Source organism: Escherichia sp. MOD1-EC6300 (genome assembly GCF_002965045.1).
GTDB classification, from domain to species: Bacteria; Pseudomonadota; Gammaproteobacteria; order Enterobacterales; family Enterobacteriaceae; genus Escherichia; species Escherichia coli_F.
Window position 1 is genome coordinate 42,870 of sequence record NZ_PTRH01000012.1, and the last position, 20,672, is coordinate 63,541.

15 protein-coding genes are annotated in these 20,672 nt (G+C 51.9%); 13 read left to right on the top strand and 2 right to left on the bottom strand.

The features are described 5' to 3' along the window. Nucleotides 1-108 precede the first annotated feature (108 nt). From glgB to BGE37_RS17715, 8 genes are all read left to right on the top strand, one after another. Nucleotides 109-2,295, top strand: coding sequence for a 1,4-alpha-glucan branching enzyme (glgB, locus tag BGE37_RS17680; RefSeq protein ID WP_001283726.1), 2,187 nt, complete (start codon nucleotides 109-111; stop codon nucleotides 2,293-2,295). After that, the gene (gene glgX / locus BGE37_RS17685) at nucleotides 2,292-4,265 is read left to right on the top strand and encodes a glycogen debranching protein GlgX (RefSeq protein ID WP_000192514.1); all 1,974 of its coding nucleotides are present in this window, start codon (nucleotides 2,292-2,294) and stop codon (nucleotides 4,263-4,265) included. Before glgB ends, glgX begins: the two co-directional genes overlap by 4 nt. A 17-nt stretch (nucleotides 4,266-4,282) precedes the next feature. After that, nucleotides 4,283-5,578 carry a glucose-1-phosphate adenylyltransferase gene (gene glgC, locus BGE37_RS17690; protein ID WP_000253975.1) on the top strand — a complete coding sequence of 432 codons (1,296 nt, stop codon included), beginning with the start codon at nucleotides 4,283-4,285 and terminating at the stop codon, nucleotides 5,576-5,578. Beyond that, entirely contained in the window at nucleotides 5,578-7,011 is a 1,434-nt protein-coding gene (gene glgA, locus BGE37_RS17695; RefSeq protein WP_001197646.1) for a glycogen synthase GlgA, read from the top strand. The genes glgC and glgA overlap by 1 nt, the downstream gene beginning before the upstream one ends. Nucleotides 7,012-7,029: 18 nt before the next feature. Beyond that, complete coding sequence (gene glgP / locus BGE37_RS17700) at nucleotides 7,030-9,477, top strand: glycogen phosphorylase (RefSeq protein ID WP_000993449.1); 2,448 nt, start codon at nucleotides 7,030-7,032, stop codon at nucleotides 9,475-9,477. 126 nt (nucleotides 9,478-9,603) lie between these two features. Continuing rightward, nucleotides 9,604-11,112, top strand: a complete 1,509-nt coding sequence (locus BGE37_RS17705; protein ID WP_123057338.1) for a PstS family phosphate ABC transporter substrate-binding protein — start codon at nucleotides 9,604-9,606, stop codon at nucleotides 11,110-11,112. 25 nt (nucleotides 11,113-11,137) lie between these two features. Further along, on the top strand, nucleotides 11,138-12,130 hold the full coding sequence (locus BGE37_RS17710) for a PstS family phosphate ABC transporter substrate-binding protein (RefSeq protein WP_105288272.1): 993 nt from the start codon (nucleotides 11,138-11,140) through the stop codon (nucleotides 12,128-12,130). Continuing rightward, on the top strand, nucleotides 12,130-12,732 hold the full coding sequence (locus BGE37_RS17715; protein WP_123057337.1) for a hypothetical protein: 603 nt from the start codon (nucleotides 12,130-12,132) through the stop codon (nucleotides 12,730-12,732). Before BGE37_RS17710 ends, BGE37_RS17715 begins: the two co-directional genes overlap by 1 nt. 212 nt (nucleotides 12,733-12,944) lie before the next feature. Here BGE37_RS17715 and glpD read toward each other — a convergent pair whose 3' ends face one another. Beyond that, complete coding sequence (gene glpD / locus BGE37_RS17720; protein WP_105288274.1) at nucleotides 12,945-14,450, bottom strand: glycerol-3-phosphate dehydrogenase; 1,506 nt, start codon at nucleotides 14,448-14,450, stop codon at nucleotides 12,945-12,947. Nucleotides 14,451-14,639: 189 nt separating this feature from the next. Between glpD and glpE the strand changes: the two genes are divergently transcribed. Genes glpE through BGE37_RS17735 form a run of 3 tightly spaced genes read left to right on the top strand, consistent with a single transcriptional unit; the run spans nucleotide 14,640 to nucleotide 16,616 of the window. Beyond that, the gene (gene glpE / locus BGE37_RS17725) at nucleotides 14,640-14,966 is read left to right on the top strand and encodes a thiosulfate sulfurtransferase GlpE (RefSeq protein ID WP_000371928.1); all 327 of its coding nucleotides are present in this window, start codon (nucleotides 14,640-14,642) and stop codon (nucleotides 14,964-14,966) included. Between the two features lie 44 nt (nucleotides 14,967-15,010). After that, on the top strand, nucleotides 15,011-15,841 hold the full coding sequence (gene glpG, locus BGE37_RS17730; RefSeq protein WP_032185321.1) for a rhomboid family intramembrane serine protease GlpG: 831 nt from the start codon (nucleotides 15,011-15,013) through the stop codon (nucleotides 15,839-15,841). Nucleotides 15,842-15,857: 16 nt separating this feature from the next. Continuing rightward, entirely contained in the window at nucleotides 15,858-16,616 is a 759-nt protein-coding gene (locus tag BGE37_RS17735; protein ID WP_000815098.1) for a DeoR/GlpR family transcriptional regulator, read from the top strand. Here BGE37_RS17735 and rtcR read toward each other — a convergent pair. Then, a complete protein-coding gene (gene rtcR / locus BGE37_RS17740; RefSeq protein WP_105288275.1) occupies nucleotides 16,598-18,196 on the bottom strand; it encodes a DNA-binding transcriptional regulator RtcR in 1,599 nt (532 codons plus the stop codon). The genes BGE37_RS17735 and rtcR overlap by 19 nt on opposite strands. A gap of 188 nt (nucleotides 18,197-18,384) precedes the next feature. On the opposite strand from rtcR, the gene rtcB reads away from it, so the two are divergent. Both rtcB and rtcA read left to right on the top strand, forming a co-directional pair. Further along, the gene (gene rtcB, locus BGE37_RS17745; protein WP_105288276.1) at nucleotides 18,385-19,611 is read left to right on the top strand and encodes an RNA-splicing ligase RtcB; all 1,227 of its coding nucleotides are present in this window, start codon (nucleotides 18,385-18,387) and stop codon (nucleotides 19,609-19,611) included. 3 nt (nucleotides 19,612-19,614) lie between these two features. Beyond that, on the top strand, nucleotides 19,615-20,631 hold the full coding sequence (gene rtcA, locus BGE37_RS17750) for an RNA 3'-terminal phosphate cyclase (RefSeq protein WP_105288277.1): 1,017 nt from the start codon (nucleotides 19,615-19,617) through the stop codon (nucleotides 20,629-20,631). Nucleotides 20,632-20,672: the final 41 nt, after the last annotated feature.

The window sequence follows — 20,672 nt, forward strand, 5'->3', positions numbered from 1 at the left end:
CGCAGAGAGGATGCACAGAGTGCTGCGCCGTTCAGGTCAAAAAAATGTCACAACCAGAAGTCAAAAATTCAGTTGGATGGGGTGACACAATAAAACAGGAAGACAAGCATGTCCGATCGTATCGATAGAGACGTGATTAACGCGCTAATTGCAGGCCATTTTGCGGATCCTTTTTCCGTACTGGGGATGCATAAAACCACCGCGGGACTGGAAGTCCGTGCCCTTTTACCCGACGCTACCGATGTGTGGGTGATTGAACCGAAAACCGGGCGTAAACTCGCAAAACTGGAGTGTCTCGACTCACGTGGATTCTTTAGCGGTGTCATTCCGCGACGTAAGAATTTTTTCCGCTATCAGTTGGCTGTTGTCTGGCATGGTCAGCAAAACCTGATAGATGATCCTTACCGTTTTGGTCCGCTAATCCAGGAAATGGATGCCTGGCTATTATCTGAAGGTACGCATCTGCGCCCATATGAAACCTTAGGCGCGCATGCAGATACTATGGATGGCGTCACAGGTACGCGTTTTTCTGTCTGGGCTCCAAACGCCCGTCGGGTCTCGGTGGTTGGGCAATTCAACTACTGGGACGGTCGCCGTCATCCGATGCGCCTGCGTAAAGAGAGCGGCATCTGGGAACTGTTTATCCCTGGGGCGCATAACGGTCAGCTCTATAAATACGAGATGATTGATGCCAATGGCAACTTGCGTCTGAAGTCCGACCCTTATGCCTTCGAAGCGCAAATGCGCCCGGAAACCGCGTCTCTTATTTGCGGGCTGCCGGAAAAGGTTGTGCAGACTGAAGAGCGCAAAAAAGCGAATCAGTTTGATGCGCCAATCTCTATTTATGAAGTTCACCTGGGCTCCTGGCGTCGCCACACCGACAACAATTTCTGGTTGAGCTACCGCGAGCTGGCCGATCAACTGGTGCCTTATGCTAAATGGATGGGCTTTACCCACCTCGAACTGCTGCCCATTAACGAGCATCCGTTCGATGGCAGTTGGGGTTATCAGCCAACCGGCCTGTATGCACCGACCCGCCGTTTTGGTACCCGCGACGACTTCCGTTATTTCATTGATGCCGCACACGCAGCTGGTCTGAACGTGATTCTCGACTGGGTACCAGGCCACTTCCCGACCGATGACTTTGCGCTTGCCGAATTTGATGGCACGAACTTGTATGAACACAGCGATCCGCGCGAAGGCTACCATCAGGACTGGAATACGCTGATCTACAACTATGGTCGCCGTGAAGTCAGTAACTTCCTTGTCGGTAATGCGCTTTACTGGATCGAACGTTTTGGTATTGATGCGCTGCGCGTCGATGCTGTGGCATCAATGATTTATCGCGACTACAGCCGCAAAGAGGGGGAGTGGATCCCGAACGAATTTGGCGGGCGCGAGAATCTTGAAGCGATTGAATTCTTGCGTAATACCAACCGTATTCTTGGTGAGCAGGTTTCCGGTGCGGTGACAATGGCGGAAGAGTCTACCGATTTCCCTGGCGTTTCTCGTCCGCAGGACATGGGCGGTCTGGGCTTCTGGTACAAGTGGAACCTAGGCTGGATGCATGACACCCTGGACTACATGAAGCTCGACCCGGTTTATCGTCAGTATCATCACGATAAACTGACCTTCGGGATGCTCTACAACTACACTGAAAACTTCGTCCTGCCGTTGTCGCATGATGAAGTGGTCCACGGTAAAAAATCGATTCTCGACCGGATGCCGGGCGACGCATGGCAGAAATTCGCTAACCTGCGCGCCTACTACGGCTGGATGTGGGCATTCCCGGGCAAGAAACTGCTGTTCATGGGGAACGAATTTGCCCAGGGCCGCGAGTGGAACCATGACGCCAGCCTCGACTGGCATCTGTTGGAAGGCGGCGATAACTGGCACCACGGTGTCCAGCGTCTGGTGCGCGATCTGAACCTCACCTACCGCCACCATAAAGCGATGCATGAACTGGATTTTGACCCGTACGGTTTTGAATGGCTGGTGGTGGATGACAAAGAACGCTCGGTGCTGATCTTTGTGCGTCGCGATAAAGAGGGTAACGAAATCATCGTTGCCAGTAACTTTACTCCGGTGCCGCGTCATGATTATCGCTTCGGCATTAACCAGCCGGGTAAATGGCGTGAGATCCTCAATACCGATTCCATGCACTATCACGGCAGTAATGCAGGCAATGGCGGCACGGTACACAGCGATGAGATTGCCAGCCATGGTCGTCAGCATTCACTGAGCCTGACGCTACCACCGCTGGCCACTATCTGGCTGGTTCGGGAGGCAGAATGACACAACTCGCCATTGGCAAACCCGCACCCCTCGGCGCGCATTACGACGGTCAGGGCGTCAACTTCACACTTTTCTCCGCTCATGCCGAGCGGGTAGAACTGTGTATCTTTGACGCCAATGGCCAGGAACATCGCTATGACTTGCCAGGGCACAGTGGCGACATTTGGCACGGTTATCTGCCGGATGCGCGCCCGGGTTTGCGTTATGGTTATCGCGTTCATGGCCCCTGGCGACCCGCCGAGGGACATCGCTTTAACCCGGCGAAGTTGTTGATTGATCCTTGCGCGCGGCAAATTGACGGGGAGTTTAAAGATAACCCGCTGCTGCACGCAGGTCATAATGAACCTGACTATCGCGACAACGCCGCCATTGCGCCGAAATGTGTAGTGGTGGTTGATCACTATGACTGGGAGGATGATGCCCCGCCGCGCACGCCGTGGGGCAGCACTATCATTTATGAAGCCCATGTCAAAGGATTAACGTATCTGCACCCGGAGATCCCCGTCGATATCCGCGGCACTTATAAAGCCCTGGGGCATCCGGTGATGATCAACTATTTGAAACAGTTGGGCATTACTGCGCTGGAGTTGCTGCCGGTGGCACAATTTGCCAGCGAACCACGCCTGCAACGTATGGGGTTAAGTAACTACTGGGGCTATAACCCGGTAGCGATGTTTGCGCTGCATCCGGCGTATGCCTGCTCGCCAGAAACGGCGCTGAATGAGTTTCGCGATGCAATCAAAGCACTGCATAAAGCGGGTATCGAAGTCATTCTTGATATCGTGCTTAACCATAGTGCGGAACTGGACCTCGACGGTCCGTTATTCTCTCTGCGTGGGATCGACAACCGTAGCTATTATTGGATAAGAGAAGACGGTGATTATCACAATTGGACAGGCTGTGGCAACACGCTCAATTTGAGTCATCCGGCGGTGGTGGATTATGCCAGCGCCTGCCTGCGTTATTGGGTAGAAACCTGCCACGTCGATGGTTTCCGTTTTGATCTGGCGGCAGTCATGGGCCGTACGCCTGAGTTCCGTCAGGATGCTCCGTTGTTTACCGCAATTCAGAACTGCCCGGTGCTCTCGCAGGTGAAGTTAATTGCCGAACCGTGGGATATTGCGCCTGGTGGTTATCAGGTGGGAAATTTCCCGCCACTGTTTGCTGAGTGGAACGATCATTTCCGCGATGCTGCCCGTCGTTTCTGGCTGCATTATGATTTGCCTCTGGGGGCGTTTGCCGGGCGTTTTGCTGCCTCCAGCGATGTTTTTAAACGTAATGGTCGTCTGCCGAGTGCCGCGATTAATCTCGTCACCGCGCATGACGGTTTTACGCTTCGCGACTGCGTTTGCTTCAACCATAAACACAATGAAGCAAACGGAGAAGAAAATCGCGACGGGACCAACAACAATTACAGTAACAATCATGGTAAAGAAGGATTAGGCGGTACTCTTGACCTGGTTGAACGGCGGCGCGACAGCATTCACGCCCTGTTAACAACGTTGTTGCTCTCCCAGGGTACGCCGATGTTACTGGCCGGTGACGAACATGGTCATAGCCAGCATGGCAATAACAATGCCTACTGTCAGGATAATCAATTAACCTGGTTGGACTGGTCGCAGGCAAGCAGTGGTTTAACCGCATTTACCGCCGCGTTAATCCATCTGCGCAAGCGCATTCCCGCTTTGGTGGAGAATCGCTGGTGGGAAGAAGGCGACGGCAATGTCCGTTGGCTAAATCGATATGCTCAACCTTTAAGCACGGATGAGTGGCAAAACGGGCCGAAACAGCTGCAAATTCTGCTCTCGGATCGCTTTTTGATCGCAATTAACGCCACGCTTGAGGTAACAGAGATTGTTTTACCTGCTGGGGAGTGGCACGCCATTCCCCCATTCGCTGGAGAGGATAACCCAGTGATTACGGCTGTCTGGCAGGGACCTGCACACGGATTGTGTGTGTTCCAGAGATGATAAAAAAGGAGTTAGTCATGGTTAGTTTAGAGAAGAACGATCACTTAATGTTGGCGCGCCAGCTGCCATTGAAATCTGTTGCCCTGATACTGGCGGGAGGACGTGGTACCCGCCTGAAGGATTTAACCAATAAGCGAGCAAAACCGGCCGTACACTTCGGCGGTAAGTTCCGCATTATCGACTTTGCACTGTCTAACTGCATCAACTCCGGGATCCGTCGTATGGGCGTGATCACCCAGTACCAGTCCCATACTCTGGTGCAGCACATTCAGCGCGGCTGGTCATTCTTCAATGAAGAAATGAACGAGTTTGTCGATCTGTTGCCAGCGCAGCAGAGAATGAAAGGGGAAAACTGGTATCGCGGCACCGCAGATGCGGTCACGCAAAACCTCGACATTATTCGCCGTTACAAAGCGGAATATGTGGTGATCCTGGCGGGCGACCATATCTACAAGCAAGACTACTCGCGTATGCTTATCGACCACGTCGAAAAAGGCGCACGTTGCACCGTCGCTTGTATGCCTGTACCGATTGAAGAAGCCTCCGCATTTGGCGTTATGGCGGTTGATGAGAACGATAAAATTATCGAATTCGTTGAAAAACCCGCTAACCCGCCGTCAATGCCGAACGATCCGAGCAAATCTCTGGCGAGCATGGGTATCTACGTCTTTGACGCCGACTATCTGTATGAACTGCTGGAAGAAGACGATCGCGATGAGAACTCCAGCCACGACTTTGGTAAAGATTTGATTCCCAAAATCACCGAAGCCGGTCTGGCCTATGCGCACCCGTTCCCGCTCTCTTGCGTACAATCCGACCCGGATGCCGAGCCGTACTGGCGCGATGTGGGTACGCTTGAAGCTTACTGGAAAGCGAACCTCGATCTGGCATCAGTGGTGCCGGAACTGGATATGTACGATCGCAATTGGCCAATTCGCACCTACAATGAATCATTACCGCCAGCGAAATTCGTGCAAGATCGCTCCGGTAGCCACGGGATGACCCTTAACTCACTGGTTTCCGGCGGTTGTGTGATCTCCGGTTCGGTGGTGGTGCAGTCCGTTCTGTTCTCGCGCGTTCGCGTGAATTCATTCTGCAACATTGATTCCGCCGTATTGTTACCGGAAGTATGGGTAGGTCGCTCGTGCCGTCTGCGCCGCTGCGTCATTGATCGTGCTTGTGTTATTCCGGAAGGCATGGTGATTGGTGAAAACGCAGAGGAAGATGCACGTCGTTTCTATCGTTCAGAAGAAGGCATCGTGCTGGTAACGCGCGAAATGCTACGGAAGTTAGGGCATAAACAGGAGCGATAATGCAGGTTTTACATGTATGTTCAGAGATGTTCCCGCTGCTTAAAACCGGCGGTCTGGCTGATGTTATTGGGGCATTACCCGCAGCACAAATCGCAGACGGCGTTGACGCTCGCGTACTGTTGCCTGCATTTCCCGATATTCGCCGTGGCGTAACCGATGCGCAGGTGGTATCTCGCCGTGATACCTTCGCAGGGCATATCACGCTGTTGTTCGGCCATTACAACGGGGTTGGCATTTACCTGATTGACGCGCCGCATCTCTATGATCGTCCGGGAAGCCCGTATCACGATACCAACTTATTTGCCTACACTGACAACGTATTGCGTTTTGCGCTTCTTGGGTGGGTTGGGGCAGAAATGGCCAGCGGGCTTGACCCATTCTGGCGCCCTGATGTGGTGCATGCGCACGACTGGCATGCGGGCCTTGCGCCTGCGTATCTGGCGGCGCGCGGGCGTCCGGCGAAGTCGGTGTTTACTGTGCACAACCTGGCCTATCAAGGCATGTTTTATGCACATCACATGAATGACATCCAATTGCCATGGTCATTCTTTAATATTCATGGGCTGGAATTCAACGGACAAATCTCTTTCCTGAAGGCTGGTCTGTACTATGCCGATCATATTACGGCGGTCAGCCCGACCTACGCTCGCGAGATCACCGAACCGCAGTTTGCCTACGGTATGGAAGGTCTGTTGCAACAGCGTCACCGTGAAGGGCGTCTTTCCGGCGTACTAAACGGCGTGGATGAAAAAATCTGGAGTCCAGAGACGGACTTACTGTTGGCCTCGCGTTACACCCGCGATACGTTGGAAGATAAAGCGGAGAATAAGCGCCAGTTACAAATCGCAATGGGGCTTAAGGTTGACGATAAAGTGCCGCTTTTTGCAGTGGTGAGCCGTCTGACCAGCCAGAAAGGTCTCGACCTGGTGCTGGAAGCCTTACCAGGCCTTCTGGAGCAGGGCGGACAGCTGGCGCTACTCGGCGCGGGTGATCCGGTGTTGCAGGAAGGTTTCCTTGCCGCGGCCGCGGAATATCCCGGACAAGTGGGCGTTCAGATTGGCTATCACGAAGCATTTTCGCATCGCATTATGGGCGGCGCGGACGTCATTCTGGTGCCCAGCCGTTTTGAACCGTGCGGCTTAACGCAACTTTATGGATTGAAGTACGGTACGCTGCCGTTAGTGCGGCGCACCGGTGGGCTTGCTGATACGGTTTCTGACTGTTCTCTTGAGAACCTTGCAGATGGCGTCGCCAGTGGGTTTGTCTTTGAAGATAGTAATGCCTGGTCGCTGTTACGGGCTATTCGACGTGCTTTTGTACTGTGGTCCCGTCCTTCACTGTGGCGGTTTGTGCAACGTCAGGCTATGGCAATGGATTTTAGCTGGCAGGTCGCGGCGAAGTCGTACCGTGAGCTTTACTATCGCTTGAAATAGTTTTCAGGAAACGCCTATATGAATGCTCCGTTTACATATTCATCGCCCACGCTTAGCGTAGAAGCTCTTAAGCATTCTATCGCTTACAAGCTGATGTTTACGATTGGCAAGGACCCGGTCGTCGCCAATAAACATGAATGGCTGAACGCAACATTATTTGCTGTGCGCGATCGTCTCGTGGAGCGCTGGTTACGTTCAAACCGTGCCCAGTTGTCGCAAGAAACGCGTCAGGTTTACTACCTGTCGATGGAATTTTTGATTGGCCGTACGCTTTCCAACGCCATGTTGTCGCTAGGAATTTACGAAGATGTACAGGGCGCACTGGAAGCGATGGGATTAAATCTCGAAGAGCTGATTGATGAAGAAAATGACCCGGGCCTCGGTAACGGTGGTCTGGGACGTCTGGCGGCTTGCTTCCTCGATTCTCTGGCGACGTTAGGGTTGCCGGGGCGTGGTTACGGTATCCGTTATGATTACGGTATGTTTAAGCAGAACATCGTTAACGGTAGCCAGAAAGAGTCGCCAGACTACTGGCTGGAATACGGTAACCCGTGGGAATTCAAACGCCACAACACGCGCTATAAAGTCCGTTTTGGTGGTCGCATTCAGCAGGAAGGTAAAAAAACGCGCTGGATCGAAACCGAAGAGATTCTGGGAGTGGCTTACGATCAGATTATCCCAGGTTACGACACCGACGCGACCAACACGCTGCGTTTGTGGAGTGCGCAAGCCAGTAGCGAAATTAACCTCGGTAAATTCAACCAGGGTGACTACTTCGCGGCAGTGGAAGATAAAAACCACTCCGAAAACGTATCCCGCGTACTGTATCCGGACGACTCCACCTACTCCGGGCGTGAACTGCGTCTGCGTCAGGAATATTTCCTGGTTTCTTCGACCATCCAGGACATTTTAAGTCGCCATTATCAGTTGCATAAAACCTACGATAACCTGGCGGATAAAATCGCGATTCACCTCAACGACACCCACCCGGTGTTGTCGATTCCTGAGATGATGCGTCTGCTGATTGATGAGCATCAATTTAGCTGGGACGACGCATTTGAAGTGTGTTGTCAGGTCTTCTCCTACACCAACCACACGCTAATGAGCGAGGCGCTGGAAACCTGGCCGGTTGATATGCTGGGTAAAATTCTGCCGCGTCACCTGCAGATCATCTTTGAAATTAACGACTATTTCCTGAAAACCTTACAGGAACAGTATCCGAACGATACCGACCTGCTGGGACGGGCGTCGATCATTGATGAATCCAACGGTCGTCGCGTGCGTATGGCCTGGCTGGCGGTTGTGGTGAGCCACAAGGTTAACGGTGTATCAGAATTACACTCTAACCTGATGGTGCAGTCGCTATTTGCTGATTTTGCGAAAATCTTCCCGGGACGTTTTACCAATGTCACCAATGGTGTGACCCCGCGTCGCTGGTTAGCGGTAGCGAACCCATCGCTTTCAGCTGTGCTGGACGAACACCTGGGCCGTAACTGGCGCACCGACCTTAGCCTGCTTAATGAGCTGCAACAACACTGTGATTTCCCAATGGTTAATCACGCGGTGCATCAGGCGAAGCTGGAGAACAAAAAGCGTCTGGCGGAGTATATCGCCCAGCAGCTGAATGTGGTGGTAAATCCGAAAGCGCTGTTCGATGTGCAAATCAAACGTATTCACGAATACAAACGTCAATTGATGAATGTGTTGCACGTGATCACCCGCTATAACCGCATCAAGGCCGACCCGGATGCGAAGTGGGTACCGCGCGTGAATATTTTTGGCGGTAAGGCGGCTTCAGCCTATTACATGGCGAAGCACATTATCCATTTGATCAATGACGTAGCGAAAGTGATCAACAACGATCCGCAGATTGGCGACAAGCTGAAAGTCGTGTTCATCCCGAACTACAGCGTTAGCCTGGCACAGTTGATCATTCCGGCGGCCGATCTATCTGAACAGATTTCTCTGGCAGGGACGGAAGCTTCCGGCACCAGTAATATGAAGTTTGCACTTAACGGCGCGCTGACTATCGGTACGCTGGACGGTGCGAACGTCGAGATGCTGGATCATGTCGGTGCTGACAATATCTTTATCTTTGGTAACACGGCGGAAGAAGTTGAAGAACTGCGTCGTCAGGGCTACAAACCGCGTGAATACTACGAGAAAGATGAGGAGCTGCATCAGGTGCTGACGCAAATCGGCAGCGGTGTATTCAGTCCGGAAGATCCGGGGCGCTATCGCGATCTGGTTGATTCGCTGATCAACTTCGGCGATCACTACCAGGTACTGGCGGATTATCGCAGCTATGTCGATTGTCAGGATAAAGTCGACGAACTTTACGAGCTTCAGGAAGAGTGGACCGCAAAAGCGATGCTGAACATTGCCAATATGGGCTACTTCTCTTCTGACCGTACAATCAAAGAGTACGCTGATCATATCTGGCATATTGATCCAGTGAGATTGTAAGTTCACTAAAAAATAGAACGGGGCCAAATCGGTCCCGTTTTTTTTCGCCTTTATTTCGGAGAAGTGTCCAGAGGGGCAAGGGGATTCGGGGGAGTATAATTTCGCCATTCAGAAAGAATGGAAAGAATAATGCAAAACAGAAAATGGATTTTGACCTCGCTGATAATGACTTTTTTCGGCATCCCCATACTGGCGCAATTTTTGGCAGCGGTTATTGCCATGCTGGGGGCCGGGCTTGCCGCTATTCTTGAGGCTTGCAATTTACTCTTTACGCCAACAATTTATCTTCTACTCAACATCTTTATGCTGACGCTGGGGGCGATAATCCTATTTTTCTCTGGTCGCGTGTGGGCCGGTGATAGCGCACCAGAAAACAGAGAAATAGCCGTCTGGCGGCAATGCTTTTTTCTTTTACCTGCACTGTTAACTCTGGTTGGCTGGATAATCACGCTACATCTGGCAGATTATCAACTTCGCCAGCTGGGAGCGGGTTGGTTGGCAAATCTTATGCTCCCCTGGCTGGGCGTATTGTTAGTCTCATTAGTCGGTGGTGAGTACTGGTGGATAGTCATTATTCCCGTTGGCGCGCATATCAGTTTTTCGCTGGGGTACGGCTGGCCAACCAGACATCCTTTAACCGGCACGTACGGGTTACGTTGCCGTAATTCCCTCCTGTTTATCCTTCTCATGCTGGTTTTTGTCGCTGGTTATCAGGCTTATTTATATAAACAGCTTAATCCTGGTGTTGGTGTACGCGAAAATATTGATACCTGGGCCTGGCGACCCGATAAACTCAATAATCAACTGACGCCACTGCGTGGTAAACCGCAAATTCAGTTTACACAAAACTGGCCGCGACTCGATGGTGCTACGGCGGCGTACCCAATTTATGCTTCTGCCTTTTATGCGTTGAGCGTTATACCGGAAGATTTCCACACCTGGGAATATCTGGAGAACTCTCGTACCCCCGATGCATATAACAGGATTGTTAAAGGTGATGCCGATATTATTTTTGTGGCGCAACCTTCCGGTGGGCAGAAAAAACGTGCAGAGGAATCGGGCGTCACTTTGAACTACACTCCTTTCGCCCGTGAAGCATTCGTTTTCATCGTCAATGCGGATAACCCGGTTAATTCCCTGACTGACCAACAGGTGCGTGACATCTTCAGTGGCGTAATTACCAACTGGCGTACTGTTGGCGGTAACGATCAGGAGATCCAGACCTGGCAACGCCCGGAAGACTCTGGCAGCCAGACAGTGATGCAATCGCAGGTCATGAAAAATGTCCGCATGATCTCGCCGCAGGAAACCGAAGTGGCAAGCATGATGGAGGGAATGATTAAAGTTGTTGCCGAATACCGTAATACAAACAACTCAATAGGCTACACCTTCCGCTATTACGCAACACAAATGAACGCCGATAAAAATATAAAACTGCTAGCTATTAACGGTATTGCACCGACTGCGGAAAATATTCGTAACGGCAAATATCCGTATATCGTCGATGCCTTTATGGTAACGCGGGAAAATACTACGTCAGAAACACAAAAACTGGTCGAATGGTTTTTAATGCCGCAGGGGCAGAGTCTGGTGGAAGATGTGGGCTATGTGCCGCTGTATCCAACAATGAAATAACGCTCGAGAGAAAGGAATCAGCGCAATGAATAAATTCACCGGTGTTTTACTATTAGGTACGGCGTTACTGGCGGGATGTGTCGACCGGGAAGGGTACTATAACAGCGTCAGGGAAGAAGAGAGTCATGGACTGACGTCTCTGCGGGGGCAACCTGAATTACGTTACAGCGATGATTGGTCAAGATGGCCGAGAGTGTACGGCGCTACAGCCTTATACCCGCTGTATGCCTCCGCGTATTATGAATTAGTACCCGAGCCAAAAGATAAGGATCGAACCTCGCTGGCCTGGCAGGCGTATGGTTTGCAACAAACCCGAACAGCTGAAGCCTACGATAGTCTGATCAAGGGTACCGCGACGGTTATTTTTGTTGCACAACCGTCGGAAGGACAGAAAAAACGTGCAGAAGAAGCAGGCGTTAAACTGAAATATACCGCGTTTGCCCGCGAAGCCTTTGTCTTTATCGTTGATATCAAAAACCCGGTTAATTCACTTAGCGAACAGCAGGTCAAAGACATTTTTAGCGGTAAAGTGAGTCGCTGGAATAAAGTGGGCGGCGGTGACGAAAGTATAAAAGTCTGGCAGCGGCCAGAAGATTCTGGAAGCCAAACGGTTATGAAGGGACTGGTTATGCAAGATACTCCAATGCTGCCAGCCAAAAAATCCACTGTTATCGATCTTATGGGCGGTTTAATTACCGAAGTCGCCGACTACCAAAACACACCATCTTCCATTGGATACACCTTCCACTATTACGTCACACGTATGAATGACAATATGCTCAAAATGCGCAAACAGATCAAACTGCTGGCTATAAATGGCGTTGCACCTACAGAGGAAAATATCCGTAACGGCACTTATCCGTACATAATTGATGCTTATATGGTGACGCACGAAAACCCTACGCTGGAAACGCAGAAATTCGTCGACTGGTTTTTAAGCCCGCAGGGACAGCAATTGGTAGAGGATGTGGGGTATGTGCCGATTCATGACGCATCATACGAATCATCAGTGCAATAATGATGAATAAAATCAGACTTTATATTCCTCCGTTAATTCTTGGTTTTGTTATTGTGCCGTTGTTGGTGTGGCCGACGGTGGTTGCGCTGGCTGCTTCTGTTATCACGCTGAGTTTTCTGGGAGAGATACTGTTCTCTATCCCGCTCATGATCAGGCATATTTCGCTTCTGCAATTACAACTATGGTTATCGGCTGAATATGCGCTTTTCTGCTGTGCAATGGTGGGCGTTGGTTGGCAATTTGCTCGTATAACTCAATCTGAATTGAAAAGCAGACTGCATTGTTGGCTGGTATTTGCACCAGTTTATTTCTGGTTGCTCCTGTGGAATATCATTTTCTATGTCGCGCCAGCGAATATTGCGTTGCTGGAGAATATGCGCAGTTTCTTTCTGACAGTTGTCTGGCTCCCACTAAATTTTTCACCATTTTGGTCCCAACCGTGGATTGACTTTGTCGGTCCAATAAGCGCACAGCTTGGTTTTGCGTTGGGATATTATTGCCAGTGGCGTAGCAAAAATAGAAGCCAGATACGGAAGTGGAGTGAGTGGGGAACGTGCCTGAGTTTTGTTACGTTGGGTATGATGGCGTGGGCTTTGCGGTAATTCCCTGACTCAAAAAGTAGGTCAGATTGTTGACAAAGTGCACTTTGTTCATGCCGGATGCGACATGAACGTCTTATTGGCCTACAAGACCATGCAAATTCAATATATTGCATAAGCCACGTAGGCCTGATAAGCGTAGCGCATCAGGCAGTTTTTTGTTTATCATCAGTCTCAGGTCAGATTGAAATCTGACCTGGCCACATTACGTTAATTTACGACGCCAGAGACAACCTCTGCTGCGTATACTCCCCCAGCCACTGACTCACACGAGATTGTTGATCCGCATTCAGCCACATGCCTTGTTTTGTGCGACGCCACAGGGCATCGTCGGCGCGGCGGACCCATTCGTGATCCACAAGGTATTTCAGCTCCGCTTCGTAGAACTCATGACCGAAATCTTCCCCGAGATCGCCTATCGCCCCCGCATTGCCGAGCAGCAGTTCGCTGTTGCTGCCGTAAGTGCGCGCGTAGTGACGTGCCAGCGATTCAGTCAGGAACGGGTAACGGCGGCGCAGGCGGGCGGCATAATCGTCGCGATCGCCTTCAATGGCACCACCCGGCAGCACGCTCTCTTTCGTCCACGCCGGGCCAATGCCCTGATAATACGGCGTCAGTTTTTCCAGCGCGTGCTCCGCCAGTTTGCGGTAGGTGGTCAGCTTACCGCCGAATACCGATAACAGCGGAGCTTTGCCGTTTTCATCATGGATATCAAGGGTGTAATCACGGGTAATGGCCTGCGGCGAATCAGATTCATCATCACACAGCGGACGCACACCGGAGTAGGTCCAGACGATATCGTCCCGGCTTAGCGGCTTTTTAAAGTGCGCGTTATACACTTTCAGCAGGTAATTGATTTCACTCTCTTCAATCTTCACCGCTTTCGGATCGCCTTTATACTCCACATCGGTGGTGCCGATAATGGAAAACTCGTCCATCCACGGGATCACGAAGACAATACGTTTATCTTCGTTTTGCAGAATGTAGGCTTGCTTCTGGGTATGCACACGCGGCACGACAATATGGCTGCCTTTGATCAGGCGAATGCCATAAGGTGAGGGTAGATGCATCCCGTCGTCGAAGAACTGCTTCACCCACGGGCCGGTGGCGTTCACCAGACCGCGTGCCTGCCAGCTGTATTTTTTACCGGTATCAATATCTTCTGCTTCTACAATCCACAGGCCGTTTTCGCGGCGAGCAGAAGTGGCACGAGTACGGGTAAGCACTTCACCGCCTTTACGCACCACCATCTGGGCGTTGGCGAGTACCAGACGGGCGTCGTCTACCCAACAGTCGGAATATTCGAATCCGCGCTTAATTTCCGGTTTTAACACTGAATTTGTGCCAAAACGCAAACCGGTTGATCCCGGCAGGCTGGTGCGTTTACCCAGATGATCGTACATAAACAGACCAATACGGATCATCCACGCCGGACGCAGATGCGGGCGATGCGGCAGGCGAAAACGCATCGGGAAAGCGATATGGGGGGCCATTTTCAGCAACACTTCACGTTCAGCCAGCGCCTCGCTGACCAGACGGAATTCATAGTGCTCAAGGTAGCGCAGGCCACCATGAATGAGTTTTGAACTGGCGGAAGAGGTCGCACAAGCGAGATCCTGCGCCTCCAGCATCAGCACGGATAAACCGCGTCCAGCGGCGTCTGCCGCGATACCAGCACCATTGATGCCGCCACCTATCACAATCAGATCTTTGGTTTCCATGCTGCCCTCATTCACTTTCGTTAAAGCTCATAAATGTTCGTTATCGAACATATTAGCAAAGAATCGCGCTTTGAGTAACATTGAAAAAACATTTTAGAGTGATATGTATAACATTATGGCGTTTATCTGCCGCTTCGACGTAAACTGTGCGGTAAATTTGCCCACTTGTTTGTAAAGAAAGAGAGACGCATGGATCAGTTCGAATGTATTAACGTTGCCGACGCACACCAGAAGTTGCAGGAAAAAGAGGCGGTGCTGGTCGATATTCGCGATCCACAGAGTTTCGCAATGGGGCATGCGGTGCAGGCTTTCCATTTAACCAACGACACATTGGGCGCGTTTATGCGTGATAACGACTTCGATACGCCAGTCATGGTGATGTGTTACCACGGTAATAGCAGCAAAGGCGCGGCGCAGTATCTGCTACAACAGGGCTACGATGTGGTCTACAGCATTGATGGCGGCTTTGAAGCCTGGCAGCGTCAGTTTCCTGCAGAGGTGGCGTACGGCGCGTAACGCTTTATACTGTCCCCTTTTGTGTGGAATAAGCGACAGCAACGATGTTGATGATTACCTCTTTTGCTAACCCCCGCGTGGCGCAGGCGTTTGTTGATTACATGGCGACGCAGGGTGTTATCCTCACGATTCAACAACATAACCAAAGCGATGTCTGGCTGGCGGATGAGTCCCAGGCCGAACGCGTGCGGGTGGAGCTGGCGCGTTTTCTCGAAAACCCGGCAGATCCGCGTTATCTGGCGGCGAGCTGGCAGGCAGGCCATACCGGCAGTGGCCTGCATTATCGCCGTTATCCCTTCTTTGCTGCCTTGCGTGAACGCGCAGGTCCGGTGACCTGGGTGATGATGATCGCCTGCGTGGTGGTGTTTATCGCCATGCAAATTCTCGGTGATCAGGAAGTGATGTTATGGCTGGCCTGGCCATTCGATCCGACACTGAAATTTGAGTTCTGGCGTTACTTCACTCATGCATTAATGCACTTCTCGCTGATGCATATCCTTTTTAACCTGCTCTGGTGGTGGTATCTCGGCGGCGCGGTGGAAAAACGTCTCGGTAGCGGTAAGCTAATTGTTATTACTCTGATTAGCGCCCTGTTAAGCGGCTATGTGCAGCAAAAATTCAGCGGGCCGTGGTTTGGCGGGCTTTCTGGCGTGGTGTATGCACTGATGGGGTACGTCTGGCTACGCGGCGAACGCGATCCGCAAAGTGGCATTTACCTGCAACGTGGGTTAATCATCTTTGCACTGATCTGGATTGTCGCCGGATGGTTTGATTTGTTTGGGATGTCGATGGCGAACGGAGCACACATCGCCGGGTTAGCCGTGGGTTTAGCGATGGCTTTTGTTGATTCGCTTAATGCGCGAAAACGAAAATAATTCCAGGGATTTATAAATGAAACAAACACAACGTCACAACGGTATTATTGAACTGGTTAAACAGCAGGGTTATGTCAGCACCGAAGAACTGGTGGAACACTTCTCTGTCAGTCCGCAGACTATTCGTCGTGACCTCAACGAGCTGGCGGAGCAAAACCTGATCCTGCGTCACCATGGCGGCGCGGCACTGCCTTCCAGTTCGGTTAACACGCCGTGGCACGATCGTAAGGCCACCCAGACCGAAGAAAAAGAGCGTATTGCCCGCAAAGTGGCGGAGCAAATTCCTAACGGCTCGACGCTATTTATTGATATCGGCACCACGCCGGAAGCGGTGGCGCACGCGCTGCTTAATCACAGCAATTTGCGCATTGTGACCAACAATCTCAACGTCGCTAACACGCTGATGGTAAAAGAAGATTTTCGCATCATTCTTGCAGGTGGCGAATTACGCAGCCGCGATGGTGGGATCATTGGCGAAGCGACGCTCGATTTTATCTCCCAGTTCCGCCTTGATTTCGGGATTCTGGGGATCAGCGGCATCGATAGCGACGGCTCGCTGCTGGAGTTCGATTACCACGAAGTTCGCACCAAACGCGCTATTATTGAGAACTCGCGCCACGTTATGCTGGTTGTCGATCACTCGAAATTTGGCCGTAATGCGATGGTCAATATGGGCAGCATCAGCATGGTCGATGCCGTCTACACCGACGCCCCGCCACCAGCGAGCGTGATGCAGGTGCTGACAGACCATCATATTCAGCTGGAGCTGTGCTGATCCTGCACGGCTTCCCACGTCAGACCAAAACGCGCCAGGTATTTGCGTAGCCGATCCGCGTCGTTGACGCTGGCTTTGCCCTGGCGCGAAACATCAAAGAGTTCACGCCCGGCAGCGGAAAGCGATTTTGCCTGACGGCAGATAGCGATAACGTGTTCCAGTTGCAGCCGATCAAAGAGGTCGATGTTTTCCGCTTCAGCGCCCAGTAGCTGCTTAAGCGCAGAAGAGCGGCTATCCTGCCAGTTGTAGCGTAGACGGTTTATCTCATCTTCTACGGTTTCAAGGGTGATACGCCCACTATCGGCAAACGTCGCCATGCGTGTGACGCTGGCAGAAAGCTCGCGAAAGTTACCGCGCCATGTTGCCTGGGGAGATGTCGCAAAGGCCAGCCAGGCGCGCCTCGCTTCGGTGTTAAAACGCACGCTGTCGCCGGTGAGTGAGGCGTGGCGCTCCACTTCATAATCCAGGTTCGGTTCAATATCTTCCTGGCGCTGGCGTAGACCCGGCAGGGTGAAGGTCCAGAGATTGATCCGCGCGTACAGGTCTTCGCGAAATTTGCCTTCGGCAACCAGCTGACGCAAATCGCGCACCGTTCCGGCGATCAGCTGAAAATCACTGCTCACCTGGCGATCGCTACCAAACGGGTGAAAGGTTTTCTCTTCAATGGCTTTTAGCAACATTGCCTGTTCGTCTGCGCCCAGTTCGCCAATCTCATCAAGAAACAACATGCCGCCGTTGGCGCTGCGTAATAACCCTTCACGAGATTCCCGCGCCCCGGTAAACGCGCCTTTCACATGACCAAACAGCGCGGACATGGCGGTATCGCCACGCAGAGTGGCGCAGTTCACTTCCACAAACTCGCCGCAAAACTGATGCCGCGCCTGTTTTAACTCGAAGATGCGTCGTGCCAGAAATGACTTACCCGCACCGGTCGGGCCGTTAAGCAGGATCGGTGCGCGGGATTTGATCGCCACTTTTTCGATCTGCTCAATCATGCGGTTGAAGTGGGCGTTACGCGTGGCAATGCCGGATTTGAGGAAATCGAGAGTTTGCTGGCGTTCTTCGGCAAAGCGGCTGGCAATAGCGTTATAACGGCTTAAATCGAGATCGATAATCGTCACCGCACCAGGGCTGTTGGGCTGTTCTTTTTTACGCGGTGGCGAAGATTGTATTAACCTGGCGGGCAGGTAACGCGCTTCTGCCAGTAGAAACCAGCAAATTTGCGCGACGTGGGTACCGGTGGTGATGTGAATTAAATAGTCTTCTTTATCAGGTTCGAACGCGTAACCACGGGCGAAATCATGCAGGCAGGCGTAAACCTCCTCGAAATCCCACGGGTTATGCAGTTCAATCTCAACGCTCACCACTTCTGTTTCTGGCGAAACATTGGCGATATCGCGTTTAAGCGTTTCAAACAGCGAGCGCGAGCGGGCGTCGTGCAACAATTCCAGTCGATTGATGACTAACGATTCTTGCTGGCATAGACAGAGTGACGGACGCCATTTCGACCATCGCTGACTGCCGCGCCCGGCATAATCCAGTACGGTGCCGACAAAGCCAAAAGCCACTGTTTTACGCATCTTAGATATCCTTATAAAAGACGATATTTCATTATCGGCGAATTGGCTTTGCGGGAAATCTCCGTTTACGGACGTACAGATTTTATCTATTTAAAAACAATGAATTAAAAAATTAATCTGCTTATTTAATTTTCTGGCACGGCGGATGCAATTATCTGGACAGCAAACAACGAAAAGAGAAAAACAAAATGAATTACGAATTACTGACCACTGAAAATGTCCCGGTAAAAATGTGGACCAAAGGCGTACCGGTAGAAGACGATGCGCGTCAGCAACTTATTAATACGGCGAAGATGACGTTTATTTTCAAACATATTGCGGTAATGCCTGATGTACATCTGGGTAAAGGTTCCACCATTGGTAGCGTTATCCCGACCAAAGGGGCGATTATTCCGGCGGCGGTGGGGGTAGATATCGGTTGTGGAATGAACGCACTGCGAACTGCGTTAACGGCGGCAGATCTGCCTGAAAACCTGGCGGAGCTGCGTCAGGCGATTGAAACTGCCGTGCCGCACGGACGTTCCAATAATCGTAGCCGTCGTGATAAAGGCGCATGGGAGAATCCGCCTGTTAACGTCGATGCGAAATGGGCTGAGCTTGAAGCCGGTTATCAGTGGTTAACGCAAAAATATCCGCGTTTCCTTAATACCAATAACTATAAACACCTGGGAACGCTGGGAACGGGAAACCACTTTATTGAAATCTGCCTTGATGAGTCGGATCAGGTGTGGATTATGCTGCACTCCGGTTCACGCGGAATTGGTAATGCCATCGGGACTTACTTTATCGATCTGGCACAAAAAGAGATGCAGGAAACGCTTGAAACGTTGCCATCGCGTGACCTGGCGTACTTTATGGAAGGTACGGAATACTTTGATGATTACCTGAAAGCGGTGGCCTGGGCGCAGCTTTTTGCCAGCCTTAACCGCGATGCGATGATGGAAAATGTGGTAACGGCGTTGCAGAGCGTTACGCAGAAAACGGTAAGACAGCCACAAACGCTGGCGATGGAAGAGATCAACTGTCACCACAACTATGTGCAAAAAGAACAGCACTTTGGCGAAGAGATCTATGTGACGCGTAAAGGCGCGGTGTCTGCGCGTGCTGGTCAATATGGAATTATTCCCGGTTCGATGGGGGCGAAAAGCTTTATTGTCCGTGGGCTGGGAAATGAAGAGTCGTTCTGTTCGTGCAGCCACGGTGCCGGGCGGGTAATGAGCCGTACTAAAGCGAAAAAACTGTTCAGCGTGGAAGATCAAATTCGTGCCACCGCGCATGTGGAATGCCGTAAAGATGCCGAAGTGATCGACGAAATCCCGATGGCGTATAAAGATATCGACGCGGTGATGGCGGCACAAAGCGATCTGGTGGAAGTTATCTACACCCTGCGTCAGGTGGTGTGTGTAAAAGGATAAATGATGAAAAGGATGATTGCGCTGGATGGCGCACAGGGCGAAGGCGGCGGGCAGATCCTGCGCTCGGCGCTGAGTCTGTCGATGATAACCGGCCAGCCATTTACCATCACCGGCATTCGCGCCGGGCGGGCGAAACCGGGGCTGTTGCGCCAGCATCTGACGGCTGTAAAGGCGGCGACGGAAATTTGCGGAGCAACGGTGGAGGGCGCGGAGCTGGGGTCGCAGCGTCTGGTCTTCCGGCCCGGTACCGTGCGCGGTGGCGACTACCGCTTTGCTATTGGTAGCGCCGGAAGTTGCACGCTGGTACTACAAACGGTACTGCCCGCGCTGTGGTTTGCCGATGGTCCTTCTCGTGTTGAAGTGAGCGGAGGTACCGATAACCCGTCGGCCCCGCCTGCAGATTTTATCCGCCGGGTGCTGGAGCCGCTGCTGGCAAAAATAGGAATTCATCAGCAAACCACGCTGTTACGTCACGGTTTTTATCCTGCCGGAGGCGGCGTGGTGGCGACGGAAGTCTCGCCCGTGGCATCGTTTAACACCTTGCAACTTGGCGAGCGCGGGAACATTGTGCAGATACGTGGAGAGGTGCTACTGGCTGGTGTGCCACGCCATGTCGCTGAGCGTGAAATCGCTACGATGGCGGGTAGTTTTTCCCTGCATGAGCAGAATATTCATAACCTGCCGCGCGACCAGGGGCCGGGTAATACCGTCTCGCTGGAAGTTGAAAGTGAAAATATCACTGAACGCTTTTTTGTCGTCGGTGAAAAGCGCGTCAGTGCCGAAGTGGTGGCTGCGCAGTTAGTGCAAGAGGTGAAACGTTACCTGGCGAGCCCGGCGGCGGTGGGGGAATATCTCGCCGACCAGTTGGTGCTACCGATGGCGCTGGCGGGCGCGGGAGAATTTACGGTCGCCCATCCCTCATGCCATCTGCTGACCAATATCGCGGTGGTGGAGCGTTTCTTGCCAGTGCGGTTTAGTCTGGTGGAGGCGGATGGCGTAACGCGGGTGAGCATTGAATGATATAAAGATGTAAGCCGGATCCGACGTATTATCCGGCTAAA